Consider the following 22,622-nt stretch of genomic DNA (forward strand, 5'->3'; position numbering starts at 1 on the left):
TCGTCTACATGTTGTCTCTCGACAGTAGCAGGGACATGAGTAGACTGGCTACATGAAAGCGGACGCACTGCGTGGACACCTGGACCCGATGATCCTGGCGGTCGTCGAGGCCGAGCCGCTGCACGGCTACGCGATCATGGAGGCGTTGCTGGCGCGCAGCGGCGGCGAGCTCGACCTACCGACCGGCACGCTCTACCCCGCGCTCCGGCGGCTGGAGCGAGCCGGCTACTTGGCCAGCGAGTGGAGCACGGTCGGCGGCCGGAAGCGCCGGACCTACCAGCTCACCGGTGCCGGTCAGAAGATGCTTGCCGATGGCAAGAAGGAGTGGGTGACGTTCCGGGCCGTGGTGGAAGGCGTGCTACGCCCGGGCCAGACGTAGGCACCTGGCGGCCTGGAGACTGACGAAGGACAGCGGCAGGACGACGAAACCGCCGGCGACCGAGATGTCGAGCAAGCTCGGCAGATGGCCGTTGGACACCGTCATCAGGATGCCGATCAGGCCGATCAGGATCGAGCCGGTCAGCGCGAACAGCCCGGTCACCCGGCCCACGTGGTCCCGCACCACCGGGTAGCGCATCCCGGCACCGGCAGCGATCACCGCCAGCACCGCACCGGCGATCACCACCATCCCGACCGAGCGGACGAAATCCTGCAGGAACGCGTTCAGCGCGGTCTCGCCACTGGCGTCCTGGTTCCAGCTCCAGACGCCCTGCGCCCAGACGATCGGCTGGATGATCAGCGCGAGCAGCAGCAGCATCGCCGTCCGGCGGCCCTGGCTGACGGCCAGCTCGGCGCGGTAGCCAGGAACCACGTCGTCGAGCTCGCCGAAGTCGGCGACGGCTTCGAGCTCGGCGTCGTACCGGCTCAGGCCTTCGGCCTCGAGAGCCTCGGTCGCATCCGTGAGATGGTCGCGGGCCTCGGCCAGCAGGTCGGCCTTGCGTCGGTGCGGCCCGCGGAGCGCCTTGCGCAGTGCGGCCAGGTACACGTCGACGGGGTACAGCTCGACTCGGGTGCTGGACACGCCTTCCAGTATGTACAAGCCCGGGTTCGCTTACGTCCGGGGTCCCACTGACTGGCCCCTGACCTTGCGCCGACGGCGGCGCCGGGCGACGAAGAATCCGGCGTACCCGATCAGGACCAGGGCGAAGCCGACCTTCTCCGCGACCGGGGTGGAGCCCTCCGGCCAGAGCTTGCCCTCCAGGTAGTGGTGGATGTAGCCGGCCTCGTAGACGGTCTCACCGCCGCGGCGGAGGAAGTACTTCTCGGAGGCGGTCACCGGGCAGCCGAAGTCGAGTACGACGATCAGCAGGTTCCATACCACGATGGCCAGGTGCACCCAGATCAGCTTCGGCCACCGCCAGGCGAGGAACCCGCCGATGAGGAAGAAGAGCAGCAGCGCACCGTGCACGATCATCACCAGATCGGCCAGCGCGCGCCAGATCATGGCTGGCTGCTTCGATCCAGCGCGTCCCGGACGGTGACCGGCGGCGCGTGCTCAGGGCGGATGGCGCCCATCAGCCGCTCGACAGCCGCCTCCATCTCGCTGCGCCAGGTGATCACGGACCGCAGATCGAGCCGGAGGCGCGGATTGCGCGGGTGGTCCCGGACGACACCGAAGCCGACGGCGCGGAGGAAGTCGGTCGGCCAGACGCAGCCTGGCCCGTCCCAGCGGGAGTCCCCGAACGCCTCGACCGCCCGGAACCCGCGCTTCAGCACGTCCTTCGCGACGGCCTGGACGAGGACCTTGCCCAGCCCGAGACCGAGGTACCGCGGGAGGATCCGCCCGGTGGCCAGTACGACGGCATCCGGGCTCACCGGTGCCGTCGGGAAGGCCTGGATCCGGGGCAGGTACGACGCGGGCGCGTAGACGGCGAACCCGGCCGGCTCGTCGTCGACGTACAGCACGACGCCCGCCGGACCCCAGTCGAGCAGGACCTGGGACAGCCAGGCCTCCTTCTCCAGGCCGGTGTCGCCGTTGCGGTCGGCCTGCCGGGCGGCGACCGGGTCGAGCTCCCAGAACACGCAGTGACGGCACGAGGTCGGCAGCTCGTCGAGGTTGGCGAGCGTGAGCGGTTCGAGCCGTCTGGCCATCAGCGCATCCGGTCCCGAGCGGCTGTTAGCTTCGTCACGGCGGGTGTCATCGAGTGACTGGTTCGGCCGCCGGCTGTGGCGCGGGCTGCGGGGTCCGCGCGTCGGTGGTCCTGGTCGCCTCGGGTGCGACGTACCGCTGCTGCACCTTCGCAGCCGGTTGCCGCCGCAGCAGTTCGCCCGCGAATCCGGCCAGCACGCCCAGCAGCAGTGCGCCGAAGGTCCAGCCGGCTGTCTTGCCCACGCCCATCTCGATCCTGCCTTCCGGTTCCACCGCCGGGCCGCACCTGCCCGTCCGGCCGTCTCAGCAGCCAGATCGCGGCATGGTCGAACCTGCCCCTATAAGGCATGGTAGTGAGAGGTCGCGCCGATCCACAGCCCGGGCACACCGGGGTCTTTCGACGTAGCCTGGTGACTTCCCCCTCGAGCACCGCTGGAGTAGCCCTCGTGATTGCCGACCTGCCCGATGTCCGGCAGACCCGCCTCGACAACTACGTCGACCGGTACGCAGCCCGGACCAAGGGCATGACCGCATCGGAGATCAGGGCGCTCTTCGCGGTCGCCAGCCGGCCCGAAGTGGTCTCGCTCGCGGGTGGGATGCCGAACATCGCCGGCCTGCCGCTGGACGTGGTCGGCGGCGCGGTCCGCGACCTGGTGATCGACAACGGCGGGGTCGCGATGCAGTACGGCTCCGGCCAGGGCGACCCGACGCTGCGGGACCAGATCTGCGACATCATGCGGCTCGAGGGCATCGAGGCGCACCCGGACGACGTCGTCGTCACGGTCGGCAGCCAACAGGCCGTCGACCTGGTCACGCGGGTGTTCTGCGACCCGGGCGACGTGGTGCTCTGCGAGGCGCCGTCGTACGTCGGTGCGCTCGGCGTCTTCCGCGCGTACCAGTGTGAGGTCGTGCACGTCGCGATGGACGACGACGGCGTGGTGCCGGAGGCGCTGGAGCAGGCGATCGCCTCGGTACGGGCCGCCGGCAAGAAGATCAAGTTCTTCTACACAATCCCCAACTTCCACAACCCGGCCGGTGTCTCGCTCTCGGACGAGCGGCGCCGCCGCGTGCTGGAGATCTGCCAGCGCGCGGATCTGCTGGTGCTGGAGGACAACCCGTACGGCCTGCTCGGGTTCGACGGCGAGCCGCGGCGGGCGATGCGGGCCGACGACCGCGAAGGGGTGATCTACCTCGGGTCGTTCTCGAAGACGTTCGCGCCGGGGTTCCGGGTCGGCTGGGCGGTCGCGCCGCACGCCGTCCGCGAGAAGCTCGTGCTGGCACAGGAGTCGGCGACGTTGTGCCCGCCGGTGTTCAGCCAGTTGGCGATCTCGTCGTACCTGATCCGGCACGACTGGATGGGTCAGGTGAAGCAGTTCCGGGAGATGTACCGCGAGCGCCGGGACGCGATGCTCGGGGCGCTCGCGGAGAAGATGCCTGCGGCAACGACCTGGACCAGGCCGGGCGGCGGGTTCTACGTCTGGCTGACGCTGCCGGACGGCCTTGATTCCAAGGCGATGCTGCCGCGCGCGGTGACCGCCCGCGTCGCCTACGTCCCCGGAACCGCCTTCTTTGCGGACGGTTTCGGCTCGCAGTGCATGCGGCTGTCGTACTGTCATCCGACCCCGGAGCGCATCGTCGACGGCGTCGGCCGGCTGTCCGCCGTGATCCACGAGGAGCTCGAGCTGCGGCAGACCTTCGGTCCGCTGACACCAGGCGCCGGGCACAACTACGACGCTCCGGGTCCGGAGCTCAGCTAGACCACAGCGCAAAGGTTGCGCAATGGATCGATGGGTGCGGGTGGGTCCTTGACGCGGTAGCGGTACCGTCTCAGTGGGCCTCGGGACCGGCGACCGTGCCGGAGTCGCCCACGAGTGATCGGGATATTTGTGATGAGTGATCTGGGTCGGGTGCTGGTACTGGCGGGCGGACTGTCACACGAGCGGGACGTCTCGCTCCGGTCCGGCCGACGGGTCGCGGATGCTCTGCGCAGCGTCGGCGTCGAGGTCGAGCAGCGGGACGTTGACGCTGCCCTGGTCGATCGGCTCCGCGAGGATCCGCCCCACGCGGTCTTCCCGGTCCTGCACGGCGTCACCGGCGAGGACGGCGCACTCCGCCAGGTCCTCGACCTGTACGGCGTTCCGTACGTCGGCGCGGACGCGGCCGCGTGCCGGACGGCCTTCGACAAGCCGGTCGCGGCGACCGTGGTCGGCTCGGCCGGGCTGCACACGCCGGCCTCCGTGGTGCTTGGGCACGACACGTTCCGCGAGCTGGGCGCCGGTGCGCTGATGGAGGCGGTGATCGGCCAGATCGGGCTGCCGCTGGTGGTAAAGCCGGCGCGCGGCGGTTCGGCGCTGGGTGCGTCGATCGTGCGGTCGGCGGAGGAGCTGCCGTCGGCGATGGTGAACTGCTACGCGTACGGACCGGTCGCGCTGATCGAGCAGTACATCGAAGGGACCGAGGTCGCGGTGACCGTGGTCGACGTCGGCGACGGGCCGCGGGCGCTGCCGGCGGTCGAGATCCGGCCGGACTCCGGGTTCTACGACTACGAGGCGCGGTACACGGCTGGAGCGACGCAGTTCATCGTGCCGGCTCGGCTGGACCCAGAGGTCGCCGGTGCGTGCGCTGCGGCCGCCGTACAGGCCCACCAGGCGCTGGGGCTGCGCGATCTTTCGCGGTCGGACCTCGTTGTGGACGCGGCCGGTGTCCCCTGGTTCCTCGAGGTGAACGTGGCGCCGGGGATGACGGAGACGTCGCTGGTCCCCCTGGCCGCCGAGGCTGCGGGCATCGAGCTCGGCGTACTCTGCCGCGACCTGCTGGCCGCTGCCGCTGCCCGCTGATGTCTGTCTGGCGGACCGTCTTCACGGCGCGCTGGCTGGGTTTGCTGCTGCTCGCACTCACGCTTGCCGGCGTGATGACGGTGATGGGCGTGTGGCAGCTGGACGTCTACCACTCGAAGACCGCTGCCGCGACAGCCAAGCACGCCGCTGCGGCTCCGGTCGCCTTGCAGTCCTTGTTCTCGGTCGACGAAGGACTTCCGGCGAAGGCGGTCGGGCGGCAGGTGACGATCGACGGGACCTGGGGTCCCACCGCGGACCAGGTCTTCATTGCCGATCGTGAGCGGAATTCTGCCCGTGGGTTCTGGGTGGTCAGTCCAGTGAAACTCAACGCGGCCGACGCGGTGATGGTCGTACGGGGCTGGGTCCCGTCGACCTCCTCCCCTGCCGCCGTCGCCCCCAGCGGGCCGGTGCGGTTGACCGGGGTGGTCGCTGCATCCGAGGCGCAGGACTCTTCCGCTGATGCCGCCAAGGGCCGGGTGCTCTCGTCGCTGCGGATCCCCACGATCGTGCACCTGGTGAACTACCGGCTGTACGACGGCTTCGTGATCCAGCGGTCGATCGAGTCAGGCGCAGTACCTTCGCCGGCGCCGGCCGCCGTCCAGCCGCCGCCTCCGCCGACCGACCATGCCGGTCTGCGCAACGTCGCGTATGCCTTCCAGTGGTGGATCTTCGCCGCCTTCACGCTGGCGATGTGGGTGCGGATGGTCGTCGACGCGCACCGCTCGGAAGCGGACGACGCCGGCGAGCCCACGGACGGGGAAGGTCCAGCCCACCAGGCCGATGAGCGCGTGGAGTCAAGCGGTACCGTTTCAGCGTGACCTCCTCCGCTGAACCCGCCACGATCACCCCTGCCGTCCGCGGCGCGCTGACCCGATACCGCGTGATCGCGTACGTCGTGGGCGTGATGCTGCTCCTGCTGGTGTTCCTCGCGATGCCACTGAAGTACTTCGCGGACAGCCCCGGCGCGATGGACATCATCGGTCCGGCGCACGGCTTCCTCTACATGGTCTATCTGCTGCTGACCTTCGACCTCTTCCGCCGGGTCCGCTGGTCCTTCCCGCGCCTGGTCATGATGGCGCTCGCCGGCACGATCCCGTTCCTCTCGTTCTACGCCGAGCGGAAGACGACGCACGAGCTCCTCGGTCGCTGAACACACCAGTGCCCATGCGCGATGTTTCACGTGGAACATCGGCCGCATGGGCACTTATAGGTTTGTCGACAAATCCTGGTGGGGGGCGGGACCCCGGAATTCCGCTGAGAGACGGATCCTAAGCGGACTGGCCGTTCGCCTGGTTCGGGTCCATCAGCGTGACGATGCGCTCGAGGTCGTCGATGGAAGCGAACTCGACGGTGATCTTGCCCTTGGTCTTGCCGAGGTCGACCTTGACCCGGGTCTCGAAGCGGTCCGAGAGCCGATCGGCCAGATCGACCAGTCGCGGGGCGACCGGCTTGTTCCGCCGGCGCGTAGGAGTCGGTTCCTCGGCGTTCATGTCGCCGAGAGCAACGATCTCCTCGACCGTGCGCACCGAGAGTCCCTCCGCAACGATGCGCTGAGCGAGCCGCTCGATGGCGTCACCGCTGGGCAGGCCCAGGAGGGCCCGGGCGTGGCCGGCTGACAGAACGCCGGCCGCGACACGGCGCTGTACGGACGCGGGGAGCTTCAGCAGCCGCAGCGTGTTGGAGATCTGCGGGCGCGACCGCCCGATCCGGGTGGCGAGCACCTCCTGCGTGCAGCCGAAGTCGTCGAGCATCTGCTGGTACGCCGCTGCCTCTTCCAGCGGGTTCAGCTGACTGCGGTGCAGGTTCTCCAGCAACGCGTCGCGAAGCATCACGTCGTCGGACGTGTCCCGCACGATCGCCGGGATCGTGGTCAGCCCGGCCTGCTGCGTCGCCCGCCAGCGACGCTCGCCCATCACCAGCTCGTACTTGTCCTGCTCGAGCCGCCGGACGACGATCGGCTGCAGCAGCCCGATCTCCTTGACCGAGTGGACCAGCTCCTCCATCGCCTCCTCGTCGAAGACGCTGCGCGGCTGCTTCGGGTTCGGCGTGATCTTGTCGACGTCGATCTCGGCGAACGACGCACCCGGCACCGCGGCCAGCTCCGGCCCGGTCTTCACCGTGGCCGCCATCGGCGGTGCACCCGGGATCGAGTTCGACTTGCTGCCGAGCGTCGGCGTGCTGCCGGGAGCCGGTGTGCTGGGGATCAGCGCACCAAGGCCACGTCCGAGTCGGGTGTTCATCGCGCTCCCTCGAGGTCGACCAACTGCTGAGCTAGTACCGACCGGCCACCATCGCCGGTCTCCGTTTCACGTGAAACGGTGCCACACGGGATCAACAAGATCAGCCGTTGTTCCGCATGGCGATCTCGCGGGACGCCTCGAGGTACGAGAGCGCGCCGGCCGACGCGGGGTCGTACGCCAGCACGGTCTGCCCGTGGCTCGGCGCCTCCGAGATCCGCACCGACCGCGGGACCGCGGTGCGCAGTACGGCGTCCTTGAAGTGGCCCCGGACCTCGGCCGCGACCTCGCCGGCCAGCTTGGTGCGGGCGTCGTACATCGTCAGCAGGATGGTGGAGACGTCGAGCCCGGGGTTCAGGTGCGACTTCACCATGTCGATGTGGCGGAGCAGCTGGGACAGACCCTCGAGCGCGTAGTACTCGCTCTGGATCGGGACCAGCACCTCGCGAGCCGCGGTCAGCGCGTTCACGGTCAGCAGGCCGAGCGACGGCGGGCAGTCGATGAAGACGTAGTCGTACTTCTCGCCCGCGGCCTCGGTCTCGGCCAGGTGCGCGTCCAGCACGTTCTTCAACCGGCTCTCGCGGGCCACCACACTCACGAGCTCGATCTCGGCACCGGCCAGGTCGATGGTCGCCGGGACGACCATGATCCCGGGGTGCTCGGCACACGGCTGCAGGAGCTTGTTCAGGGGCTCGCCCTCGATGACCGCCTCGTAGACCCCGGGGGTCCCCTCCGAGTGGTCGATGCCGAGGGCCGTCGAGGCGTTGCCCTGCGGGTCGAGGTCGATCACCAGGATCCGCGCGCCGTACAGCGCGAGGCCGGCGGCGACGTTCACCGTCGTCGTGGTCTTCCCGACGCCGCCCTTCTGGTTGGCGACGACGAAAACTCGGGTCTCGGCGGGCAACGGGAACTCCCGGCCCATTGTGCGTCCTTCATTCACCAGCAAGGTCCGTTCGGTGGCGGCGGCGATCGGAGTTTCGAGGAGTCGTCGCTGAAGCTCGTCCGACGTGGCCCGCGCGGCGATCTGTGCGGCAGTCATAGCGCCCATTCCAATAGGTGCGGGACTTGGCCCGAAGAGGATGTCGGTAGGGGTCGGGGCGGGTCTGCCCCCAGCTCCGTCCACAGGCCTCTGTGGACGAATCCCCGTGTGCGAGGGCAGTTTCATGCGGTCGTCATCCACAGGCGGTGGAGACTCCGAGAGGTCCCGTTCGGCGTCCACCAGCGACGCCGATTCCGGCTCAGAACCATCATCGCGCATCTCCGCTGTTTCACGTGAAACGCCCGCCGCGTCGACCGCCGCTCGATCGGAAACGGGACTTGCCTCGGCCTCGGTTTCACGTGAAACGGGAGTTGAGCCGCGATCCGTTTCACGTGAAACGGGATCCGCGTCTGCGTCGGCCGGTACGTCGAGACCGGTCGCCGCGACGGCCCGAAGCCGGGAGGTGTCGATCGGCGGTTGTTCCGGGATGGTGGGCCAGCCGATGCCGTCCGACGTCCTCGGCTCACCGGTGCTCTTCTCGGGCCACCCGAGGGCACGACTCACCAACCCGCTCACCTCCCGCGTCTTCCGTGCCGGGATCCCCCTGCAGCACGTCCGGCCACAATACTCACCACAGTGGTGGGCTGGGCCAGCTCATCGACGCCGAGTTGGTGAATGTGCCAAAGCTCGGCCCCGAGCTTCGCCAGCTCGGGCTCCGCGGCTTCCAGCTCGTCCTCGGCGGACGATCCCTTCATCGCCAGCATCAGCCCACCTTCGACACAGAGTGGCAAGCACCACCGCGCCAGTTTGCCCAAGGGAGCGACCGCTCGCGAAGCCACCACGTCGTACGACGCCGGCGGAAGATCTTCGGCCCGCGCCCGCACCACGGACGCGTTGCTCAGCCCGAGCGACTCGACCGCTTCCTCCAGGAACGTCGTACGCCGAAGCAGCGGCTCGACGAGGGCGACCTCCAGGTCCGGACGGACGATCGCGAGCACGAGGCCGGGCAGTCCGGCGCCGGTGCCGATGTCGGCGACCGAGGCCTCCTCCGGGATCAGCCGCTCGAGGACCGCGCAGTTCAGCAGGTGCCGGTCCCAGAGTCGCGGGACCTCGCGCGGCCCGATCAGTCCGCGGAGGGTGCCTTCGGTGGCGAGCAGCTCGGCGTACGCCGAAAGCGGCACCGCCGCCCGTGGAAACAGTTTCTCCACGAGCGGCGGTGTTTCACGTGAAACGTCCTCGGTCACGAGGACTCCCCGGCGACCATCACGACGGCTGCACCACCACGCGACGGCGGGGCTCCTCGCCCTCGGACTCCGACGTCAGGCCGGCGGCCGCGACCACGTCGTGCACCACCTTGCGCTCGAACGGAGTCATCGGGTCCAGCCGCACCGACTCTCCGGTCGCCTTGACCTCCTCGACCGCCTTGCGCCCGACCTCTTCGAGCTCGGCCTTCCGGTTCGCCCGGTAGTTCGACACGTCCAGCATCAGCCGGGACCGCTCACCGGTCTCCCGGTAGACGGCCAGCCGGGTCAGCTCCTGCAGCGCCTCCAGGACCTTGCCGTTCTCGCCGACCAGGTTGTTCAGCTCCGCGCCGACGATCGAGACCGCAGCCCGGTCGCCGTCCACATCCATATCGATATCGCCGTCGAGATCGGCGATGTCCAGCAACTCCTCGAGGTAGTCGGCGGCGATGTCGCTCTCCGCCTCGAGCGCCTTGAAGCGCTCGGAACCGCTGGACGAGCCGGCGGGCTCCGCCGGTTCGGTGTTGTGCATGCCGTCGGTCACGGCTACTCCTTCACAGTGTCAAGATCCGCCCCACGGGGACCCGGGTCAGTACAAGAGGGGAAGAGGTCGGCGCGCGCAATGTCAGCGCGAGCCACCGGACCGCTTCTGGGCGGCGCGCTTCTGCGCGGCCGACTTGGCCGCAGGCTGACGCTTCGCACCCGTTCCCTTCTTGCCGGCCGGCTGCTTCTTGGCAGCTCCGGCCTGAGTCTTGTTGGGCGTGTCCTGCACACCGCTCCCGGACGTCTGCCCGTTGCTCGACGCCGTGGGCTCCGGCTCGGCCGTGCCGCCCGCTGCCTGCGGGCCGCCGCGCCGGTCGCTCCGGGACTGACGCTTCGGCTGCTGCCGCTGCGCGGGCCGGCGGTCCGTCACAGTCTCGGTCGCCGTGCCGGCCGCACCAGCGGTGCCGGGGACGTTGTCGTCGGCCGGACGGCCGTGGCGCAGGTTGTGCTCACGCTTGCGGGCCTGCATGGCGTCGTACGCCGGGGTGCCCGGAGCCGGGTTGCGGCGGATCACGTAGAACTGCTGGCCCATCGTCCACAGGTTCGAGACGAACCAGTAGATCAGCACACCGATCGGGAAGTTGAAACCACCGATCAGGAAGAAGACCGGGAAGACGTACAGCATGATCTTCTGCATCTGGGCGGCCTGGCCGGTGAGGGCCTCCTTCGGCATGTTCTTCCGCATCAGCTGCAGCTGCGTGGTGAACATGGTCGCCGTCATCAGGATGATCAGCACGATCGCGACGGCCTTGACGTTGCCCGAGCCGGAGCCGTTCGCCTTCAGGAAGGTCTGCGAGATCTCCGCACCGAAGATCTTCGCGTGCTGCAGCGAGTTGACGTGCGACTTCATGATCTCGCTGTGCCACTGGCCCTTGGCCGCGTAGTCGAGCACCCGGAACAGGGCCAGGAAGATCGGCGACTGGAGCAGCAGCGGCAGGCACGAGGAGAACGGGTTGGTCCCGGTCTCCTTGTACAGCTTCATCATTTCCTGACCGAGCTTCTCCCGGTCGTGGCCGTACTTCTTCTGCAGCTCCTTCATCTTCGGCTGCAGCAGCTGCATGTTCCGGCTGGAGCGGATCTGCCGCACGAACAGCGGGATCAGCAGGGTCCGGATGACGATGGTCAGGCCGGCGATGGACAACGCCCAGGCCCAGCCGCCGTTCGGGTCCAGGACCTGGCCGAGCAGCCAGTGCCAGCCGACGAGCAGCGCCGAAACGGCCCAGTACAGCGGCGTCATGACCGTGTTGAACAGATCTACGATCCCGTCCCACACCGCGAGTCCGGGGATGGCCAGAAGAGTCACTCATGCACCTCGCTGCACAGGCCCGGCGTCGGCTGACAGTCCGGGCTGGTTGGCGGAGCCGTGAACACAGGGGTCCTCACGGTCTCCGCGCTGGTCGACATCTGTGGGTGGAACGGGGTCGTAGCCGCCGGGGTTCCACGGGTGGCAGCGGAGGAGTCGCCTCGTCGCCAGCCAGCTACCGCGCACCGCACCGTGGCGTTCGACCGCCTCCAGGGCGTACGCCGAACAACTCGGGTAGAACCGGCAGACCTGCCCGTACATCGGGCTGATCAGCAGGCGGTACAGCTTCAGGAAACCGATGATCCCGCTGCGCGCGGGGTTGAAGCGCCTCATGAGCGCAGCAGCCGCGCGAGCGCGCCGTCGACGTCCGCGACCAGTTCGTCGTACGACGCCGTGGCGGACGACGGGAGCGCCCGGACGACGGTCAGGCTGCCGGCTGGAAGGTCGGGAAGCCGCGTCGCCAGGACCGAACGCAGACGGCGGTGGACCCGGTTCCGCAGGACCGCGTTGCCCACCGCCTTGTTCACAACGAACCCGACGCGCGGCGGATCGGCAGGGCCGTCCTCCGCCAGCAGGTGCAGGACCACCGCGCGCCGGCCCGCACGCCGACCGGAACGGACGGCGCGACGGAAGTCGTCGGACCGGCGCAGCCGGTTCGACGCGGGCAACACGAGGTGGTCACCGTCAGACGAGTCGCTCAGGCCGCGAGGCGCTGGCGACCCTTGCCACGGCGGGCGGCGATGATCGCGCGACCCGCACGGGTACGCATCCGAAGACGGAAGCCGTGCTTCTTGTGCCGACGACGGTTGTTCGGCTGGAACGTCCGCTTGCTCACTGGAATGACTCCGGTTACTCGAGATCACAAAATTGTCGACAAATCCACTGATTGGATCTGCCGCTGGTGCAGTCCTGCGCAGAAGTCCGAGAGCCACGGGTGGTCCCGCAGCGAGCGCAGCACGAAACGGCCGGCTCAACACCGACCGATCCACGGTACGTGTCCGCCTGTGGACAGGTCAAACCAGGTATCCCCATAGTTTTCCACAGGCTTGTGGACAGCATAGTGGGCAACTGGTGACCGCCCGGCTCGTCACCGTCCGGTCCGGATCGCGACAGAGAGCGATCGCCAACCACGACTACTCTCCGGCGTCCACCCGACACGCCGCAAGTTGCCCCCAATTTGGACTCCATAGCCTGTGGATGACGGCTTGAAGCAGGCTGGGCGAACTTGTTAGCGTCAGCCCCTCACACCAGTGGTTCCACACCCCGCGATCGGTAACCAACCTGCTCCGGCGGTCGTTCACAACTGTGGACAACCGTGTGGACAGAGGTTCGCCCGGTGTCGGGTCGAATGGTCGCGCCGCCCGGGTCCACCCGGAACGCGCCGGCCACCGCAGCGATGGATTCGGGGAGCAACGCGTGGTCGAGGACCATTCCGCCAGTGCGGAATACACACCGGCGGAACACACCGGCAGCCAACCCGGTGAGCCGGGACAGGACCTCCGACCGGAGCCGGCCACCGACTTCCGGGCCGAGTTCAGCGCCGGTCTCCGGCCCGAGCAGGCCGTCGACTTCCGGCCCGAGCAGGCCACCGACTTCCGCACCGAGCTCCACCTACCGCTCCAACCCACCCCAGAGCCGGAGCCTGCGTCCGAGCCGACCGCCGAGCCGACGCAGCAGGACTCGGCTCCGGTTCAGTCATCGGCACCGCAGATGGATCCGGGCGACTACCTCAGCCCGTCCCTCCCGATCCCCATGCCCGGCCCACCGGCCGCCGGCTACCGCCCGGCTCCGCCGCCGGGGCATTACGGCTACCGCTCCGAGCTGGAGCGCGCCGCCACCGACCTCAACGCGGGCCCCTCGGGGGCGCAGTACTTCGGTGCCGCCCCGGCCGTCAGCAACATGCAGTCCCCGATGGAGCGCAACACCTGGGGCGGCGGCTACCAGCCCGCCGAGCCGCCCCGGCCGGAGCGACCGCAGTACGACGGAAGCCAGACCCCGCAATGGGGTACTGGCAGCGGTGACGTAGCGGGGCCCCCACGGAACGAGGGTGATGCACGTGCGGACGGCGACAGTACGACTCCCGGTAACAACCCCACCGAACCAACCAGCCCACCTGCTCAGCCGGTGCCGGCCGCACAACCGGCCCAGCAACCGGCCCAGCAACCGGTCCAGCAGGTCCAGCAGGTCCAGCAACCGGCGCGGCAACCACAGCAACCGCAGCAGCCACCGGTCCAGCAGGTGCAGTCTGCCCAACCGGTCCAGGCAGAAGCGGCAGGTCCGGTGATGGACCTCGGAGACGCGTGGGCCCGCGTGCTGACCGGCCTCCCGCCGAACCAGCGCGCCTGGCTCGCGAACTCGCGGCCGGTGACCCTGCACGAGAGCACCGCCATCGTCGCGGTGCCGGACGACTTCACCCGCGGCCAGCTCGAGACCCGGCTCCGGCCCGACCTGGAGCGCATTCTCAGCGAGAGCTTCGGCCGCGACATCCGGATCGCCGTCACGGTCGACCCGTCGCTCGACCCCGAGCTCCGCGAGCAGCAGCGGGCCCCGCAGCAACACCACCAACAGCAGCAGCACTCGCAGCAACAGCCGATGCAGCAACAGCAGCAGCCGCTGGCACCCCCGCCGGTCCGGGAGCCGCTGCGCACCGACGGTGCCTACCAGCCGACGATCCAGTCCGCGCTGACCGACCCGGACAACGGTCCGCAGTTCAGCCCGCCGCGGCCGGAGCAGCGCTACGAGCAGCCGGCGCCGCAGCAGCAGTTCGGTGCGCCGCCGCTCGGCTCGGTCGCCCCGCCGCCGAACGGCTCGGTCCCGACGCAGCAGGCCACCGAAGGACAAGGCGAGGCCCGGCTGAACCCGAAGTACACGTTCGAGACCTTCGTCATCGGCAGCTCGAACCGGTTCGCCCACGCGGCCGCCGTCGCCGTGGCCGAGGCACCGGGCAAGGCGTACAACCCACAACTCATCTACGGCGACTCGGGTCTGGGCAAGACCCACCTGCTGCACGCGATCGGCCACTACGTCCGGAGCCTCTACACCGGGGCCCGCGTCCGGTACGTCTCCAGCGAAGAGTTCACCAACGACTTCATCAACGCGATCCGCGACGACAAGGCGTCCCAGTTCCAGCGCCGGTACCGCGACGTCGACGTGTTGCTGATCGACGACATCCAGTTCCTGGAAGGCAAGATCCAGACCCAGGAAGAGTTCTTCCACACCTTCAACACGCTGCACAACGCGAACAAGCAGATCGTGATCAGCTCCGATCGCGCCCCGAAGCGGCTGGAGGCGCTGGAGGACCGGCTGCGGAACCGGTTCGAATGGGGCCTGATCACCGACATCCAGCCGCCCGACCTCGAGACCCGGATCGCGATCCTGCGGAAGAAGGCGGCCACCGAGCGGCTGACCGCGCCGCCGGAGGTGCTGGAGTTCATCGCGTCGAAGGTGCAGACCAACATCCGCGAGCTCGAGGGCGCCCTGATCCGGGTCACCGCGTTCGCCAGCCTGAACCGGCAGCCGGTCGACCTGAGCCTGGCCGAGATCGTGCTGAAGGACCTGATCCCCGAGGGCAGCAAGCCCGAGGTGACGGCCAGCATGATCATGGGCCAGACCGCGTCGTACTTCGGTCTGTCGATCGACGACCTGTGCGGATCGAGCCGCAGCCGCGTGCTCGTCACGGCCCGGCAGATCGCGATGTACCTGTGCCGCGAGCTGACCGATCTGTCGCTGCCGAAGATCGGTCAGCAGTTCGGTGGCCGCGACCACACGACGGTGATGCACGCCGAGCGGAAGATCCGTCAGCTGATGTCCGAACGGCGCAGCGTTTTCAACCAGGTGACCGAGCTGACGAACCGGATCAAGCACCAGGCGAAGCAGCAGTAGGAACCACACAGGCTGGGGACACAGCTGTGGATAACTGTGGGTATCGCAGTGGACACACCGCTTTGTCGTGTGGACGGGCTGTGGGGACAGAATCCGTCGTCCTCAGCTGTCCTCAGACACAGCGACGGCCGTCCACACGGCGTCCACATGGCAATTCGGGGTCTGACCTGCACGAACGGGGGTTTTCCACACTATCCACCGGTGCGAAGACTCCTATGGAATCTGTAATGGGATCAAAGTCCGCAAATCGATCGACCGGCCCAACCTGGGGAAAACCCCACTCTCGCGCCGGTTGCGGAGACCTGTCAGGCTGTTCCCGTAAGCATCCGGAGCACGACCGGATCGACGCCGACGCGACCCGCCCGGAGCGCCACGTCAGGCCCGATGGGCGCAGAGCACACTTGTCCGTGGCAGGATCTGCCTGGCACACAGCCGAATCAGGAGGCACCCAGCGGTGAAGTTTCGCGTCGAGCGCGACGTACTGGCCGAGTCGGTGGCCTGGGCCGCGCGCAGTTTGCCCAGTCGTCCCAGCGTTCCGATCCTTGCCGGCCTGCTGGTCGAGGCCGAGGACGGGCAGATCACCCTGTCCGGCTTCGACTACGAGACCTCGGTCCGCGTCACCGTGCCCGCACAGGTGGCCGACGCCGGGAAGTGCCTGATCTCCGGCCGGCTCGTCGCCGACATCTCGAAGAGCCTTCCGAACCAGCCCGTGGACATCGCTGTGGACGGTGCGAAGGCCCAAGTCACGTGTGGCAGCTCGCGGTTCACGCTGCAGACGCTTCCCACCGAGGAATATCCGGCCCTGCCGGAGCTTCCGGCCGCCAGCGGCACGGTGAAGGCCGACGTCTTCGCCCAGGCGGTCTCCCAGGTCGTCACGGCGGCCGGGCGGGAGGACACGCTGCCGGTGCTGACCGGTGTCCGGGTCGAGATCGAGGGCTCCACGATCTCCCTGCTGGCCACCGACCGCTACCGGCTCGCGATCCGTGAGCTCGAGTGGAACCCGCAGTCCCCCGACGCCTCCGCGGCCGCGCTGGTGCCGGCCCGGGTGCTGTCCGAGACCGCCAAGGCGATGACCGGCTCCGACGTGATCGTGTCGCTGGCCGCTCCGGGCAGCGGTGACGGCATCGTCGGCTTCGAGGGTGAGGTGTCCGGTGGCAACCGGCGCGCCACCACCCGGCTGCTGGACGGCGAGTTCCCGAAGGTCCGCGGCATCATCCCGACCGACGCGGCGATCGCGACCCGGGTGCGGATCGACACCGCGACCCTGGTCGAGGCGGTCAAGCGGGTCGCGCTGGTGGCCGAGCGGAACGCGCCGGTCCGGCTGACCTTCGACGACGACAGCGTGACGCTGGACGCCGGCAGCGGCGACGAGGCGCAGGCGTCCGAGTCCCTCGAGGCCCGCGTCACCGGTGACCCGGTGACGGTGGGGTTCAACCCGACGTACCTGCTCGACGGCCTGAACGCGATCGGTACGCCGTTCGCCCACCTGGCCTTCACGCAGGCGACGAAGCCGGCCGAACTGACCGGTGTGACGGACTTCGACGGTGAACCGATCAGTGAGTTCCGGTACGTGCTGATGCCGGTCCGCCTCAACAGCTGAAAGCCAAACAGAACAAGGGGATTCACCATGGAGCTCGGCCTTGTCGGTCTCGGCAAGATGGGCGGCAACATGCGCCAGCGGATCCGCAACGCTGGTCACACCGTGGTCGGTTTCGATCACAACCAGGACATCTCCGACGCCAAGGACCTCGCCGACATGGTCGGCAAGCTCACCGCCGCCGACCAGCCGAAGGTGGTCTGGATCATGGTGCCGGTGCAAGCCATCGACGCGGTCGTGACCGAGCTGGCCGACCTGCTCTCCCCCGGTGACATCGTGATCGACGGCGGCAACAGCCGCTGGACCGACGACACCCGCCGGGCCGCCCAGCTCGCCGAGAAGGACATCCGCTTCGTCGACTGCGGTGTCTCCGGTGGCGTCTGGGGCCTGGAGAACGGCTACGCGCTGATGTGCGGCGGCGACCAGGAGACCGTCGACGTCGTGATGCCGATCTTCACCGCGCTCAAGCCGGACAGCGACTTCGGCTTCGTGCACGCCGGCAAGGTCGGCGCCGGCCACTTCAGCAAGATGGTCCACAACGGCATCGAGTACGGGATCATGCAGGCGTACGCCGAGGGCTACGAGCTGCTCGAGGCCGCGGACATCGTCGAGAACGTGCCGGAGGCCTTCGAGTCCTGGCGCGAGGGCACCGTGATCCGGTCCTGGCTGCTCGACCTGCTGGTCGCCTCGCTGAAGGACGACAGCCACCTGGCCAAGATCCGTGGGTACGCCGACGACTCCGGCGAGGGCCGGTGGACCGTCGAGGCCGCGATCGACCACGCGGTCCCGATGCCGGCCATCTCGGCCGCGCTGTTCGCCCGGTTCGCCTCCCGGCAGGACGACTCGCCGGCGATGAAGGCGATCGCCGCGATGCGCAACCAGTTCGGCGGGCACGCCGTGAAGGGCGCCGAGGCCGCCGACCCGTCGTACGCGACACCGCCCTCGACGCACTGAGGTGTACGTCACCGCCCTGGGGCTGCTCGACTTCCGGTCCTACCCGCAGGCGGAGGTCGAGCTCGCTCCGGGCGTGACGTCCTTCGTCGGGCCGAACGGTCACGGCAAGACCAACTTGGTCGAGGCGATCCACTACACCGCGACCCTCGGCTCGCACCGGGTGGCCACCGACGCACCGCTGGTGCGGGCCGGTGCCACCCGCGCGATCGTGCGGACCGAGATCCGCAGCCAGTACGACCGGGACGTGGTCGTCGAGCTGGAAATCAATCCTGGGAAGGCAAATCGGGCCCGGATCAACCGCTCGCCGGTCCCCCGGCCGCGGGAAGTGCTCGGTCTGCTCCGGACCGTGCTGTTCGCGCCCGAGGATCTCGCGCTGGTGAAGGGCGATCCGTCCGAGCGGCGCCGGTTCCTGGACGAGCTGCTGACGCTCCGGTCGCCGCGGATGGCCGGCGTCCGGTCGGACTACGACCGGGTGCTGAAGCAACGCAACTCGTTGCTGCGTAGCGCTTCGCAGGCACGCCGCCAGAACCGGACGAGCGCCGCCGAGGGCCAGCTGCGCACCCTCGAGGTGTGGGACTCACATCTCGCGCGCTCCGGGTCCGAACTCCTCGCCACCCGGCTCGAGCTGCTGGAATCCCTGCGTCCACTGATCTCCGGCGCGTACGACGCTGTTGCCCGAGGCAAGGGTGATGCGCGGCTGGAGTACAAGTCCTCGGTCCCGCTCGAGCCGGGGGTGGTGTCGCGGGAGCAGCTCGAGGAGGTCCTGCTCGCGACGGTTCGGGAGAAGCGGCAGGACGAGCTCGAGCGAGGTGTGTCGCTGGTCGGTCCGCACCGGGACGACGTACTGCTCGGGCTCGGGGACCTGCCGGCGAAGGGGTACGCGAGCCACGGGGAGTCCTGGTCGTTCGCGCTGGCCCTGCGACTGGCGTCGTACGAGCTGCTGCGCGCGGACGGCGGGGAGCCGGTGCTTATCCTCGATGATGTGTTCGCCGAGCTGGACTCCCAGCGGCGGGACCGGCTCGCAGAGCTGGTCGCGCCGGCCGAACAGGTGCTGGTGACCGCGGCGGTCGGCGCGGACGTGCCCGCTGAGCTCAGCGGAGTGCGCTTCGAGGTGGGTGAAGGGGTCGTTCAGCGTGGCTGAACCCCCGGATTCCTCTGAGAGCGGCCCCGAGAGCGAGGCCGAGCACGACAAGCAGGGCTTGGAGCTCGCGAAGTCGCTGGCGAACCGGCTCAAGCAGCAGGCCGCCAAGGGCCCGGTCAACCCGGTCAAGCGTCGCAAGCGACTGCGCGGCGGGAACGCCCAGATCAGCAGCGCGCGCCCCGACGACCGCGATCCGCAGCAGCTGACCAACACCCTCGGCCGACTGATGCGCGACCAGGGCTGGGAGGTCGACGTCGCCGTCCACGGCGTGATGGCGCGCTGGCCGTCCATCGTCGGCCCCGAGATGGCTGAGCACTGCAAGCCCGAGTCGTACGACGACACCGTCCTGACCGTGCGGACGTCGTCGACCGCCTGGAAGGTGCAGCTCGAACTGCTGGCCCCGCAACTGATCTTCCGGCTGAACGCCGAACTGGGCGAAGGAACCGTCTCGCACGTCAAGGTGCAGGGACCGAACACCTACACCTGGCGCAAGGGTCCCCGGACCGTCCGCGGCGGCCGCGGCCCCCGCGACACCTACGGCTGACCGGACAGCTTGCAAACGAGACCCGGCGCTCCCCTAGGATCAACGGCGATGCGCACGCTCGTCGACGGTTTTCGCGAGATGGTCCACCTGATCGGAGACACCTTCCGGCTCTGGTGGCGCAACCTGCTGCCCATGACGATGTGGTGGCTCGGGGGCTTCCTCGGGTTCACGGTCTGCTCGCAGGCGGCGATCTGGCTGGCGGCGCACTCGCACTCGAGTCTCGGCACCGGCCTCTTCGCGATCGGCGTACTGCTGCAGATCACCGCGGCCGTCGGCATGATCCGGACCTGCGCGATGTCGCTCTACCGCTGGCGGGACGCGGCGAGCAGCGAGACCGAGGAGACCTCGGACCCGACCCAGCGCGGCCTGCTCGAGCTGCTCGCCGTCACGCTGCTGCCGCTGGTCGCGGTCTGGTCCGCCTGGGGCTTCTTCGACGAGCAGGTCAACACGCTGAGCGCGACCTTCCTCGTGCAGAACGGCACCCAGCCCGGCTCGCAGTTCTTCAAGCTCGGCATCCACCAGTGGCACAGCTACCTCCCGGTGCTGGTCGTCCTGCTCGTGCTGCGGCGGGTGTTCCAGGCGGTCGACGACCGCTGGCCGAGCCGGCCGGTGAAGTTCGCCCAGGTCTGGGCCGAGGCGTTCTTCGTGCTGATCACGTTCGTGATCACGCCGTTCGCGATCGCCGAGGGCAAGGACTGGTTCAAGGGCCGTAGCTTCTGGTATTGGTCGCTGGGCTGGTGGGACGGCTTCAAGGACTTCTTCGCGAACATCCACATCCCGCTGCCGGCCGGCATCGTGTTCCTCTGGGGCTTCTTCTGGGACTCGCTCTGGCCGCTGTTCAAGCTCGGCGTCGCCGAGCCGCTGACCTGGCTGGCGATCACGACCGTCGTGTTCGGCCACCGGGTGCTGTCCAGCGGCGGCGTCTTCCGCGGTACCCGCCTGGAGCGCCGGCTCGGCGGTCAGCTCGAGACCGAGGCCCCGCAGCGCAGCCGGTTCGTCGAGCTCACCTACAAGGCTCCGGACCTGCTGCTGGCCGGCGTCCGGGAGAAGTTCTACCCGGCGCTCAACGCGTTCCGGTTGCTAGTCCGGGTGGGGCCGGTGTTCCTCGGCGTGGTCTGCCTGGTCTACACGTTCTGGGTGCTCGGCGACGGCTGGGCCTTCGTCCTGATCCAGCGCACGATCGGCAACCACGGCCAGTACTGGGGCCTGATGAACATCGAGATCTCGGGCATGGTCGAGAAGATGCTCTTCGAGCCGCTGCGGATCGCGCTGCTCGCGGCCGCCTTCGACCTGTGCATCTCGGTCGGCACCCAGCGCCGCGCCGAGGTGGCCGCGGCCAACGCCGAGGCAGCGATCAAGGCCGAGGCGGCCCGGGAGCCGGTCAGGGCGTGATCAGGACCCGGCGGCGTTCGCCGAGGTCGTCCACCACGACGCCGGTCAGATGCGGTACGGCGGAAGCCGGCACCGTGAAGATCTGCGCCACCTGACCCGGCTTGTCCATCGTGAACGGGTGGTCGTTGTCGCTGCAGTACGTCGGGTACGGGAAGCCGTACGCCTGCTGCTCGCTCCAGGAGTTGCCCCGGTCGTCCCGCAGCGCGACGTCGCAGCGGAAGCCCTTGTCCTTCAGGTACAGACCCTCGCGCGGCGTCACGGTCAGCAGGGCGACGATGTACACCGATCCGGCCGGTGCACCCACCGAGATCTCCTCGCCGTCCTTGTCGGCGAGCTTGCTGTAGACCTTCAGCGAGTCCAGCTTGTACTCGACGTGGCCGACCGTCACCGGCCCCTGCTTGAGCACAGTGTCGATCCGGCCCTCGTCGAACAGCCGCTCGTCGTCGTTCAGGTACGGCCGGAGCAGGACGAACGCGCTCCCGGCCAGCAGCGCCAGCAGCAGCGCGACCTGCATGGTCAGCCGGACAGCCCGGCTCGCAATCATGACGACGCCACCCGGGTCACGGACTTCTCCACCTCGTACTTCGCGGCCGCGTTGTCGACCATTCGCTGGGCGATCTCCTCGGTCGGGATCCCCAGGTCGACCTGGATCTCGGAGTTGTACACGTTGAAGACCATCAACGACTTCAGCCGGAGCCGCAGGCCCTTCATGTCGGCCGGGTTGACCTCGAACACGATCGACCCGGTCTCGGCGTAGCCGGGCTCAGGGATGTCGATCCCGCTGTGGCTCAGGCCGGCGACCGGTGCGTAGATGCTGCCGCCATCGGTCACCAGCGTCGGCGTGATCGGGTCGGGCTTCTTGCTGCCGCGGACGGCGTCCCACTCGACCGCGACGTACACCCCGTCGGTGTCGAACGGCTTCTTGTTCTCGTCGGCCTCACTGTCGATGACGGACTGGGCCAGCCGGATCCGGGTCACCTTCACGGTCGAGCCGCTGCCGGCGTAGTCGAGCGCCTGGCCGATCGTGCCGTGGACGACCTTGATGTTCTGCTGGTCGTACACTTGGTCCGGCGCGGCAAGGCGGGCGACGCCGCCGAGCAGCACGAACAGGACGCCGACGAGAACGGTCGAGGGGCGGTACAGCTTCTTCACTCGCCGGCTCCCTTGTCGACCACGACCTTCGGCTCGAACCGGACCACTTCGGTCGCGACTGGGTCCTGCCAGTACTTGTCGTCGCTCGCGCCGAAGACTCCTTCGACGGCCTTGTAGCTCTCGGCGAGGACACCGATCTCCACCATGTCGGCCGTGAAGTTCGGACCGACCTTGAAGTCGGTGTAGCAGTCCTGCGGCGGCAGGCCGTAGACCAGCACCCAGCCGCTGGCGCCGTTGCAGGTGACGCCCTCGGCATGGACCAGGTCGGCTTTCCCGCCCGGCACGTACCGGAGCACCTCGGAGTCGACGCTGGTGGCGGTGCTCTCCTCGCTGTCCAGGTTCTTCGCGGTGAAGTAGACCCGGAGCACGGCCTTGGCCTCGTCGTACTTCGTCTTCGGGGTCCGGCGGATCTCCGCGCGGTCGAACCCGAACTCGTACCGCCCGGCCGTGACGGTGGCCGGCGCGCTCACGGTCGGGACCTTGCGGCCCTGCTTGTACTTCCAGCCGCCGCTGACCAGCACCACCAGCACGAGCACGACGAGAACCGCGATCGCGATCAGCCACTTGCGCCGGTGCCGGTGAATCACCCGGTCGGCGATCATCGCGTCGATGACCTCGTCGAGACTTTCCACGGCAGCGATCTTAGGGGGCCGCGGGTCCGCGCCGGAGCCCCTGCTCCGCCGCCGGCGTGAACCGGGCAACCGGTCTGGACCGCTCGGCCGGGTCTCAAG

At 68.8% G+C, this 22,622-nt stretch carries 25 protein-coding genes and 1 pseudogene; 11 read left to right on the forward strand and 15 right to left on the reverse strand.

Annotated features, from left to right (window positions below; translation table 11 throughout):
• Positions 1 to 52: 52 nt before the first annotated feature.
• Positions 53 to 379 (forward strand): helix-turn-helix transcriptional regulator, encoded by a 327-nt coding sequence (locus tag AB0E69_RS32390; protein WP_360154871.1) that lies wholly within the window; start codon positions 53 to 55, stop codon positions 377 to 379.
• Here AB0E69_RS32390 and AB0E69_RS32395 read toward each other — a convergent pair.
• From AB0E69_RS32395 to AB0E69_RS32410, 4 genes are read right to left on the reverse strand one after another with little or no spacing between them, the layout of a single operon-like run.
• Entirely contained in the window at positions 359 to 1,021 is a 663-nt protein-coding gene (locus AB0E69_RS32395; protein ID WP_360154873.1) for a permease prefix domain 1-containing protein, read from the reverse strand. The genes AB0E69_RS32390 and AB0E69_RS32395 overlap by 21 nt on opposite strands.
• A 30-nt stretch (positions 1,022 to 1,051) precedes the next feature.
• Entirely contained in the window at positions 1,052 to 1,444 is a 393-nt protein-coding gene (locus AB0E69_RS32400) for a DUF2784 domain-containing protein (RefSeq protein ID WP_360154876.1), read from the reverse strand.
• Positions 1,441 to 2,091, reverse strand: coding sequence for a GNAT family N-acetyltransferase (locus tag AB0E69_RS32405; RefSeq protein WP_360154879.1), 651 nt, complete (start codon positions 2,089 to 2,091; stop codon positions 1,441 to 1,443). Before AB0E69_RS32405 ends, AB0E69_RS32400 begins: the two co-directional genes overlap by 4 nt.
• Positions 2,092 to 2,137: 46 nt before the next feature.
• Complete coding sequence (locus AB0E69_RS32410; protein ID WP_360155299.1) at positions 2,138 to 2,338, reverse strand: hypothetical protein; 201 nt, start codon at positions 2,336 to 2,338, stop codon at positions 2,138 to 2,140.
• Positions 2,339 to 2,535: 197 nt separating this feature from the next.
• Between AB0E69_RS32410 and AB0E69_RS32415 the strand changes: the two genes are divergently transcribed.
• From AB0E69_RS32415 to AB0E69_RS32430, 4 genes are all read left to right on the forward strand, one after another.
• Positions 2,536 to 3,846: a PLP-dependent aminotransferase family protein gene (locus AB0E69_RS32415; protein WP_360155302.1), complete on the forward strand. Its 1,311-nt coding sequence runs from the start codon at positions 2,536 to 2,538 to the stop codon at positions 3,844 to 3,846.
• A gap of 132 nt (positions 3,847 to 3,978) precedes the next feature.
• On the forward strand, positions 3,979 to 4,926 hold the full coding sequence (locus AB0E69_RS32420; protein WP_360154882.1) for a D-alanine--D-alanine ligase: 948 nt from the start codon (positions 3,979 to 3,981) through the stop codon (positions 4,924 to 4,926).
• Positions 4,926 to 5,744 (forward strand): SURF1 family protein, encoded by an 819-nt coding sequence (locus AB0E69_RS32425; protein ID WP_360154885.1) that lies wholly within the window; start codon positions 4,926 to 4,928, stop codon positions 5,742 to 5,744. Before AB0E69_RS32420 ends, AB0E69_RS32425 begins: the two co-directional genes overlap by 1 nt.
• The gene (locus tag AB0E69_RS32430; protein ID WP_360154888.1) at positions 5,741 to 6,076 is read left to right on the forward strand and encodes a DUF3817 domain-containing protein; all 336 of its coding nucleotides are present in this window, start codon (positions 5,741 to 5,743) and stop codon (positions 6,074 to 6,076) included. The genes AB0E69_RS32425 and AB0E69_RS32430 overlap by 4 nt, the downstream gene beginning before the upstream one ends.
• A 118-nt stretch (positions 6,077 to 6,194) precedes the next feature.
• Here AB0E69_RS32430 and AB0E69_RS32435 read toward each other — a convergent pair whose 3' ends face one another.
• From AB0E69_RS32435 to rpmH, 8 genes and pseudogenes are all read right to left on the reverse strand, one after another.
• The gene (locus AB0E69_RS32435; RefSeq protein WP_360154891.1) at positions 6,195 to 7,166 is read right to left on the reverse strand and encodes a ParB/RepB/Spo0J family partition protein; all 972 of its coding nucleotides are present in this window, start codon (positions 7,164 to 7,166) and stop codon (positions 6,195 to 6,197) included.
• A 100-nt stretch (positions 7,167 to 7,266) separates the two neighbouring features.
• Complete coding sequence (locus AB0E69_RS32440) at positions 7,267 to 8,202, reverse strand: AAA family ATPase (RefSeq protein WP_360154894.1); 936 nt, start codon at positions 8,200 to 8,202, stop codon at positions 7,267 to 7,269.
• Between the two features lie 512 nt (positions 8,203 to 8,714).
• Positions 8,715 to 9,386, reverse strand: a complete 672-nt coding sequence (gene rsmG / locus AB0E69_RS32445) for a 16S rRNA (guanine(527)-N(7))-methyltransferase RsmG (protein ID WP_360154897.1) — start codon at positions 9,384 to 9,386, stop codon at positions 8,715 to 8,717.
• A gap of 19 nt (positions 9,387 to 9,405) precedes the next feature.
• Positions 9,406 to 9,915, reverse strand: coding sequence for a R3H domain-containing nucleic acid-binding protein (locus AB0E69_RS32450; RefSeq protein WP_360155304.1), 510 nt, complete (start codon positions 9,913 to 9,915; stop codon positions 9,406 to 9,408).
• Positions 9,916 to 10,233: 318 nt separating this feature from the next.
• Positions 10,234 to 11,220, reverse strand: a pseudogene (yidC, locus tag AB0E69_RS32455) (membrane protein insertase YidC); the annotation flags it as partial.
• Positions 11,221 to 11,229: 9 nt separating this feature from the next.
• Positions 11,230 to 11,562, reverse strand: a complete 333-nt coding sequence (yidD, locus tag AB0E69_RS32460; RefSeq protein WP_360154900.1) for a membrane protein insertion efficiency factor YidD — start codon at positions 11,560 to 11,562, stop codon at positions 11,230 to 11,232.
• Positions 11,559 to 11,900: a ribonuclease P protein component gene (gene rnpA, locus AB0E69_RS32465; RefSeq protein ID WP_360154903.1), complete on the reverse strand. Its 342-nt coding sequence runs from the start codon at positions 11,898 to 11,900 to the stop codon at positions 11,559 to 11,561. Before rnpA ends, yidD begins: the two co-directional genes overlap by 4 nt.
• Before the next feature lie 26 nt (positions 11,901 to 11,926).
• On the reverse strand, positions 11,927 to 12,064 hold the full coding sequence (gene rpmH, locus AB0E69_RS32470) for a 50S ribosomal protein L34 (RefSeq protein ID WP_130386492.1): 138 nt from the start codon (positions 12,062 to 12,064) through the stop codon (positions 11,927 to 11,929).
• 1,448 nt (positions 12,065 to 13,512) lie between these two features.
• On the opposite strand from rpmH, the gene dnaA reads away from it, so the two are divergent.
• The 6 genes from dnaA (at position 13,513) to AB0E69_RS32500 (ending at position 20,739) form a co-directional block, all read left to right on the forward strand.
• Complete coding sequence (gene dnaA, locus AB0E69_RS32475) at positions 13,513 to 15,111, forward strand: chromosomal replication initiator protein DnaA (RefSeq protein ID WP_360155306.1); 1,599 nt, start codon at positions 13,513 to 13,515, stop codon at positions 15,109 to 15,111.
• Positions 15,112 to 15,565: 454 nt separating this feature from the next.
• Entirely contained in the window at positions 15,566 to 16,711 is a 1,146-nt protein-coding gene (gene dnaN, locus AB0E69_RS32480) for a DNA polymerase III subunit beta (protein ID WP_360154907.1), read from the forward strand.
• 27 nt (positions 16,712 to 16,738) lie between these two features.
• Positions 16,739 to 17,662: a phosphogluconate dehydrogenase (NAD(+)-dependent, decarboxylating) gene (gene gnd, locus AB0E69_RS32485; protein ID WP_360154910.1), complete on the forward strand. Its 924-nt coding sequence runs from the start codon at positions 16,739 to 16,741 to the stop codon at positions 17,660 to 17,662.
• 1 nt (position 17,663) lies between these two features.
• Positions 17,664 to 18,803 carry a DNA replication/repair protein RecF gene (gene recF / locus AB0E69_RS32490; RefSeq protein WP_360154913.1) on the forward strand — a complete coding sequence of 380 codons (1,140 nt, stop codon included), beginning with the start codon at positions 17,664 to 17,666 and terminating at the stop codon, positions 18,801 to 18,803.
• Positions 18,796 to 19,347, forward strand: a complete 552-nt coding sequence (locus AB0E69_RS32495; protein WP_360154916.1) for a DciA family protein — start codon at positions 18,796 to 18,798, stop codon at positions 19,345 to 19,347. The genes recF and AB0E69_RS32495 overlap by 8 nt, the downstream gene beginning before the upstream one ends.
• A 48-nt stretch (positions 19,348 to 19,395) precedes the next feature.
• Positions 19,396 to 20,739 carry a hypothetical protein gene (locus tag AB0E69_RS32500; RefSeq protein WP_360154919.1) on the forward strand — a complete coding sequence of 448 codons (1,344 nt, stop codon included), beginning with the start codon at positions 19,396 to 19,398 and terminating at the stop codon, positions 20,737 to 20,739.
• On the opposite strand, the gene AB0E69_RS32505 is transcribed toward AB0E69_RS32500, so the two are convergent.
• The 3 genes from AB0E69_RS32505 to AB0E69_RS32515 are packed head-to-tail and all read right to left on the reverse strand — an operon-like array spanning position 20,729 to position 22,523.
• Positions 20,729 to 21,283, reverse strand: coding sequence for a hypothetical protein (locus tag AB0E69_RS32505; protein ID WP_360154922.1), 555 nt, complete (start codon positions 21,281 to 21,283; stop codon positions 20,729 to 20,731). The genes AB0E69_RS32500 and AB0E69_RS32505 overlap by 11 nt on opposite strands.
• The gene (locus AB0E69_RS32510) at positions 21,280 to 21,891 is read right to left on the reverse strand and encodes a hypothetical protein (protein ID WP_360154925.1); all 612 of its coding nucleotides are present in this window, start codon (positions 21,889 to 21,891) and stop codon (positions 21,280 to 21,282) included. The genes AB0E69_RS32505 and AB0E69_RS32510 overlap by 4 nt, the downstream gene beginning before the upstream one ends.
• Entirely contained in the window at positions 21,888 to 22,523 is a 636-nt protein-coding gene (locus tag AB0E69_RS32515) for a hypothetical protein (RefSeq protein ID WP_360154928.1), read from the reverse strand. Before AB0E69_RS32515 ends, AB0E69_RS32510 begins: the two co-directional genes overlap by 4 nt.
• Positions 22,524 to 22,622: the final 99 nt, after the last annotated feature.

The organism is Kribbella sp. NPDC026611, from assembly GCF_040638345.1.
GTDB lineage: Bacteria > Actinomycetota > Actinomycetes > Propionibacteriales > Kribbellaceae > Kribbella.

Excerpts from the sequence above, each read along its gene's own strand:
- AB0E69_RS32390 (WP_360154871.1), top strand. The coding sequence starts at position 53 with ATGAAAGCGGACGCACTGCGTGGACACCTGGACCCGATGATCCTGGCG.
- AB0E69_RS32400 (WP_360154876.1), bottom strand. The coding sequence starts at position 1,444 with ATGATCTGGCGCGCGCTGGCCGATCTGGTGATGATCGTGCACGGTGCG.
- AB0E69_RS32405 (WP_360154879.1), bottom strand. The coding sequence starts at position 2,091 with ATGGCCAGACGGCTCGAACCGCTCACGCTCGCCAACCTCGACGAGCTG.
- AB0E69_RS32410 (WP_360155299.1), bottom strand. The coding sequence starts at position 2,338 with ATGGGCGTGGGCAAGACAGCCGGCTGGACCTTCGGCGCACTGCTGCTG.
- AB0E69_RS32420 (WP_360154882.1), top strand. The coding sequence starts at position 3,979 with ATGAGTGATCTGGGTCGGGTGCTGGTACTGGCGGGCGGACTGTCACAC.
- AB0E69_RS32425 (WP_360154885.1), top strand. The coding sequence starts at position 4,926 with ATGTCTGTCTGGCGGACCGTCTTCACGGCGCGCTGGCTGGGTTTGCTG.
- AB0E69_RS32435 (WP_360154891.1), bottom strand. The coding sequence starts at position 7,166 with ATGAACACCCGACTCGGACGTGGCCTTGGTGCGCTGATCCCCAGCACA.
- AB0E69_RS32440 (WP_360154894.1), bottom strand. The coding sequence starts at position 8,202 with ATGACTGCCGCACAGATCGCCGCGCGGGCCACGTCGGACGAGCTTCAG.
- AB0E69_RS32450 (WP_360155304.1), bottom strand. The coding sequence starts at position 9,915 with ATGCACAACACCGAACCGGCGGAGCCCGCCGGCTCGTCCAGCGGTTCC.
- yidD (WP_360154900.1), bottom strand. The coding sequence starts at position 11,562 with ATGAGGCGCTTCAACCCCGCGCGCAGCGGGATCATCGGTTTCCTGAAG.
- dnaA (WP_360155306.1), top strand. The coding sequence starts at position 13,513 with ATGGACCTCGGAGACGCGTGGGCCCGCGTGCTGACCGGCCTCCCGCCG.
- gnd (WP_360154910.1), top strand. The coding sequence starts at position 16,739 with ATGGAGCTCGGCCTTGTCGGTCTCGGCAAGATGGGCGGCAACATGCGC.
- AB0E69_RS32500 (WP_360154919.1), top strand. The coding sequence starts at position 19,396 with ATGCGCACGCTCGTCGACGGTTTTCGCGAGATGGTCCACCTGATCGGA.
- AB0E69_RS32505 (WP_360154922.1), bottom strand. The coding sequence starts at position 21,283 with ATGATTGCGAGCCGGGCTGTCCGGCTGACCATGCAGGTCGCGCTGCTG.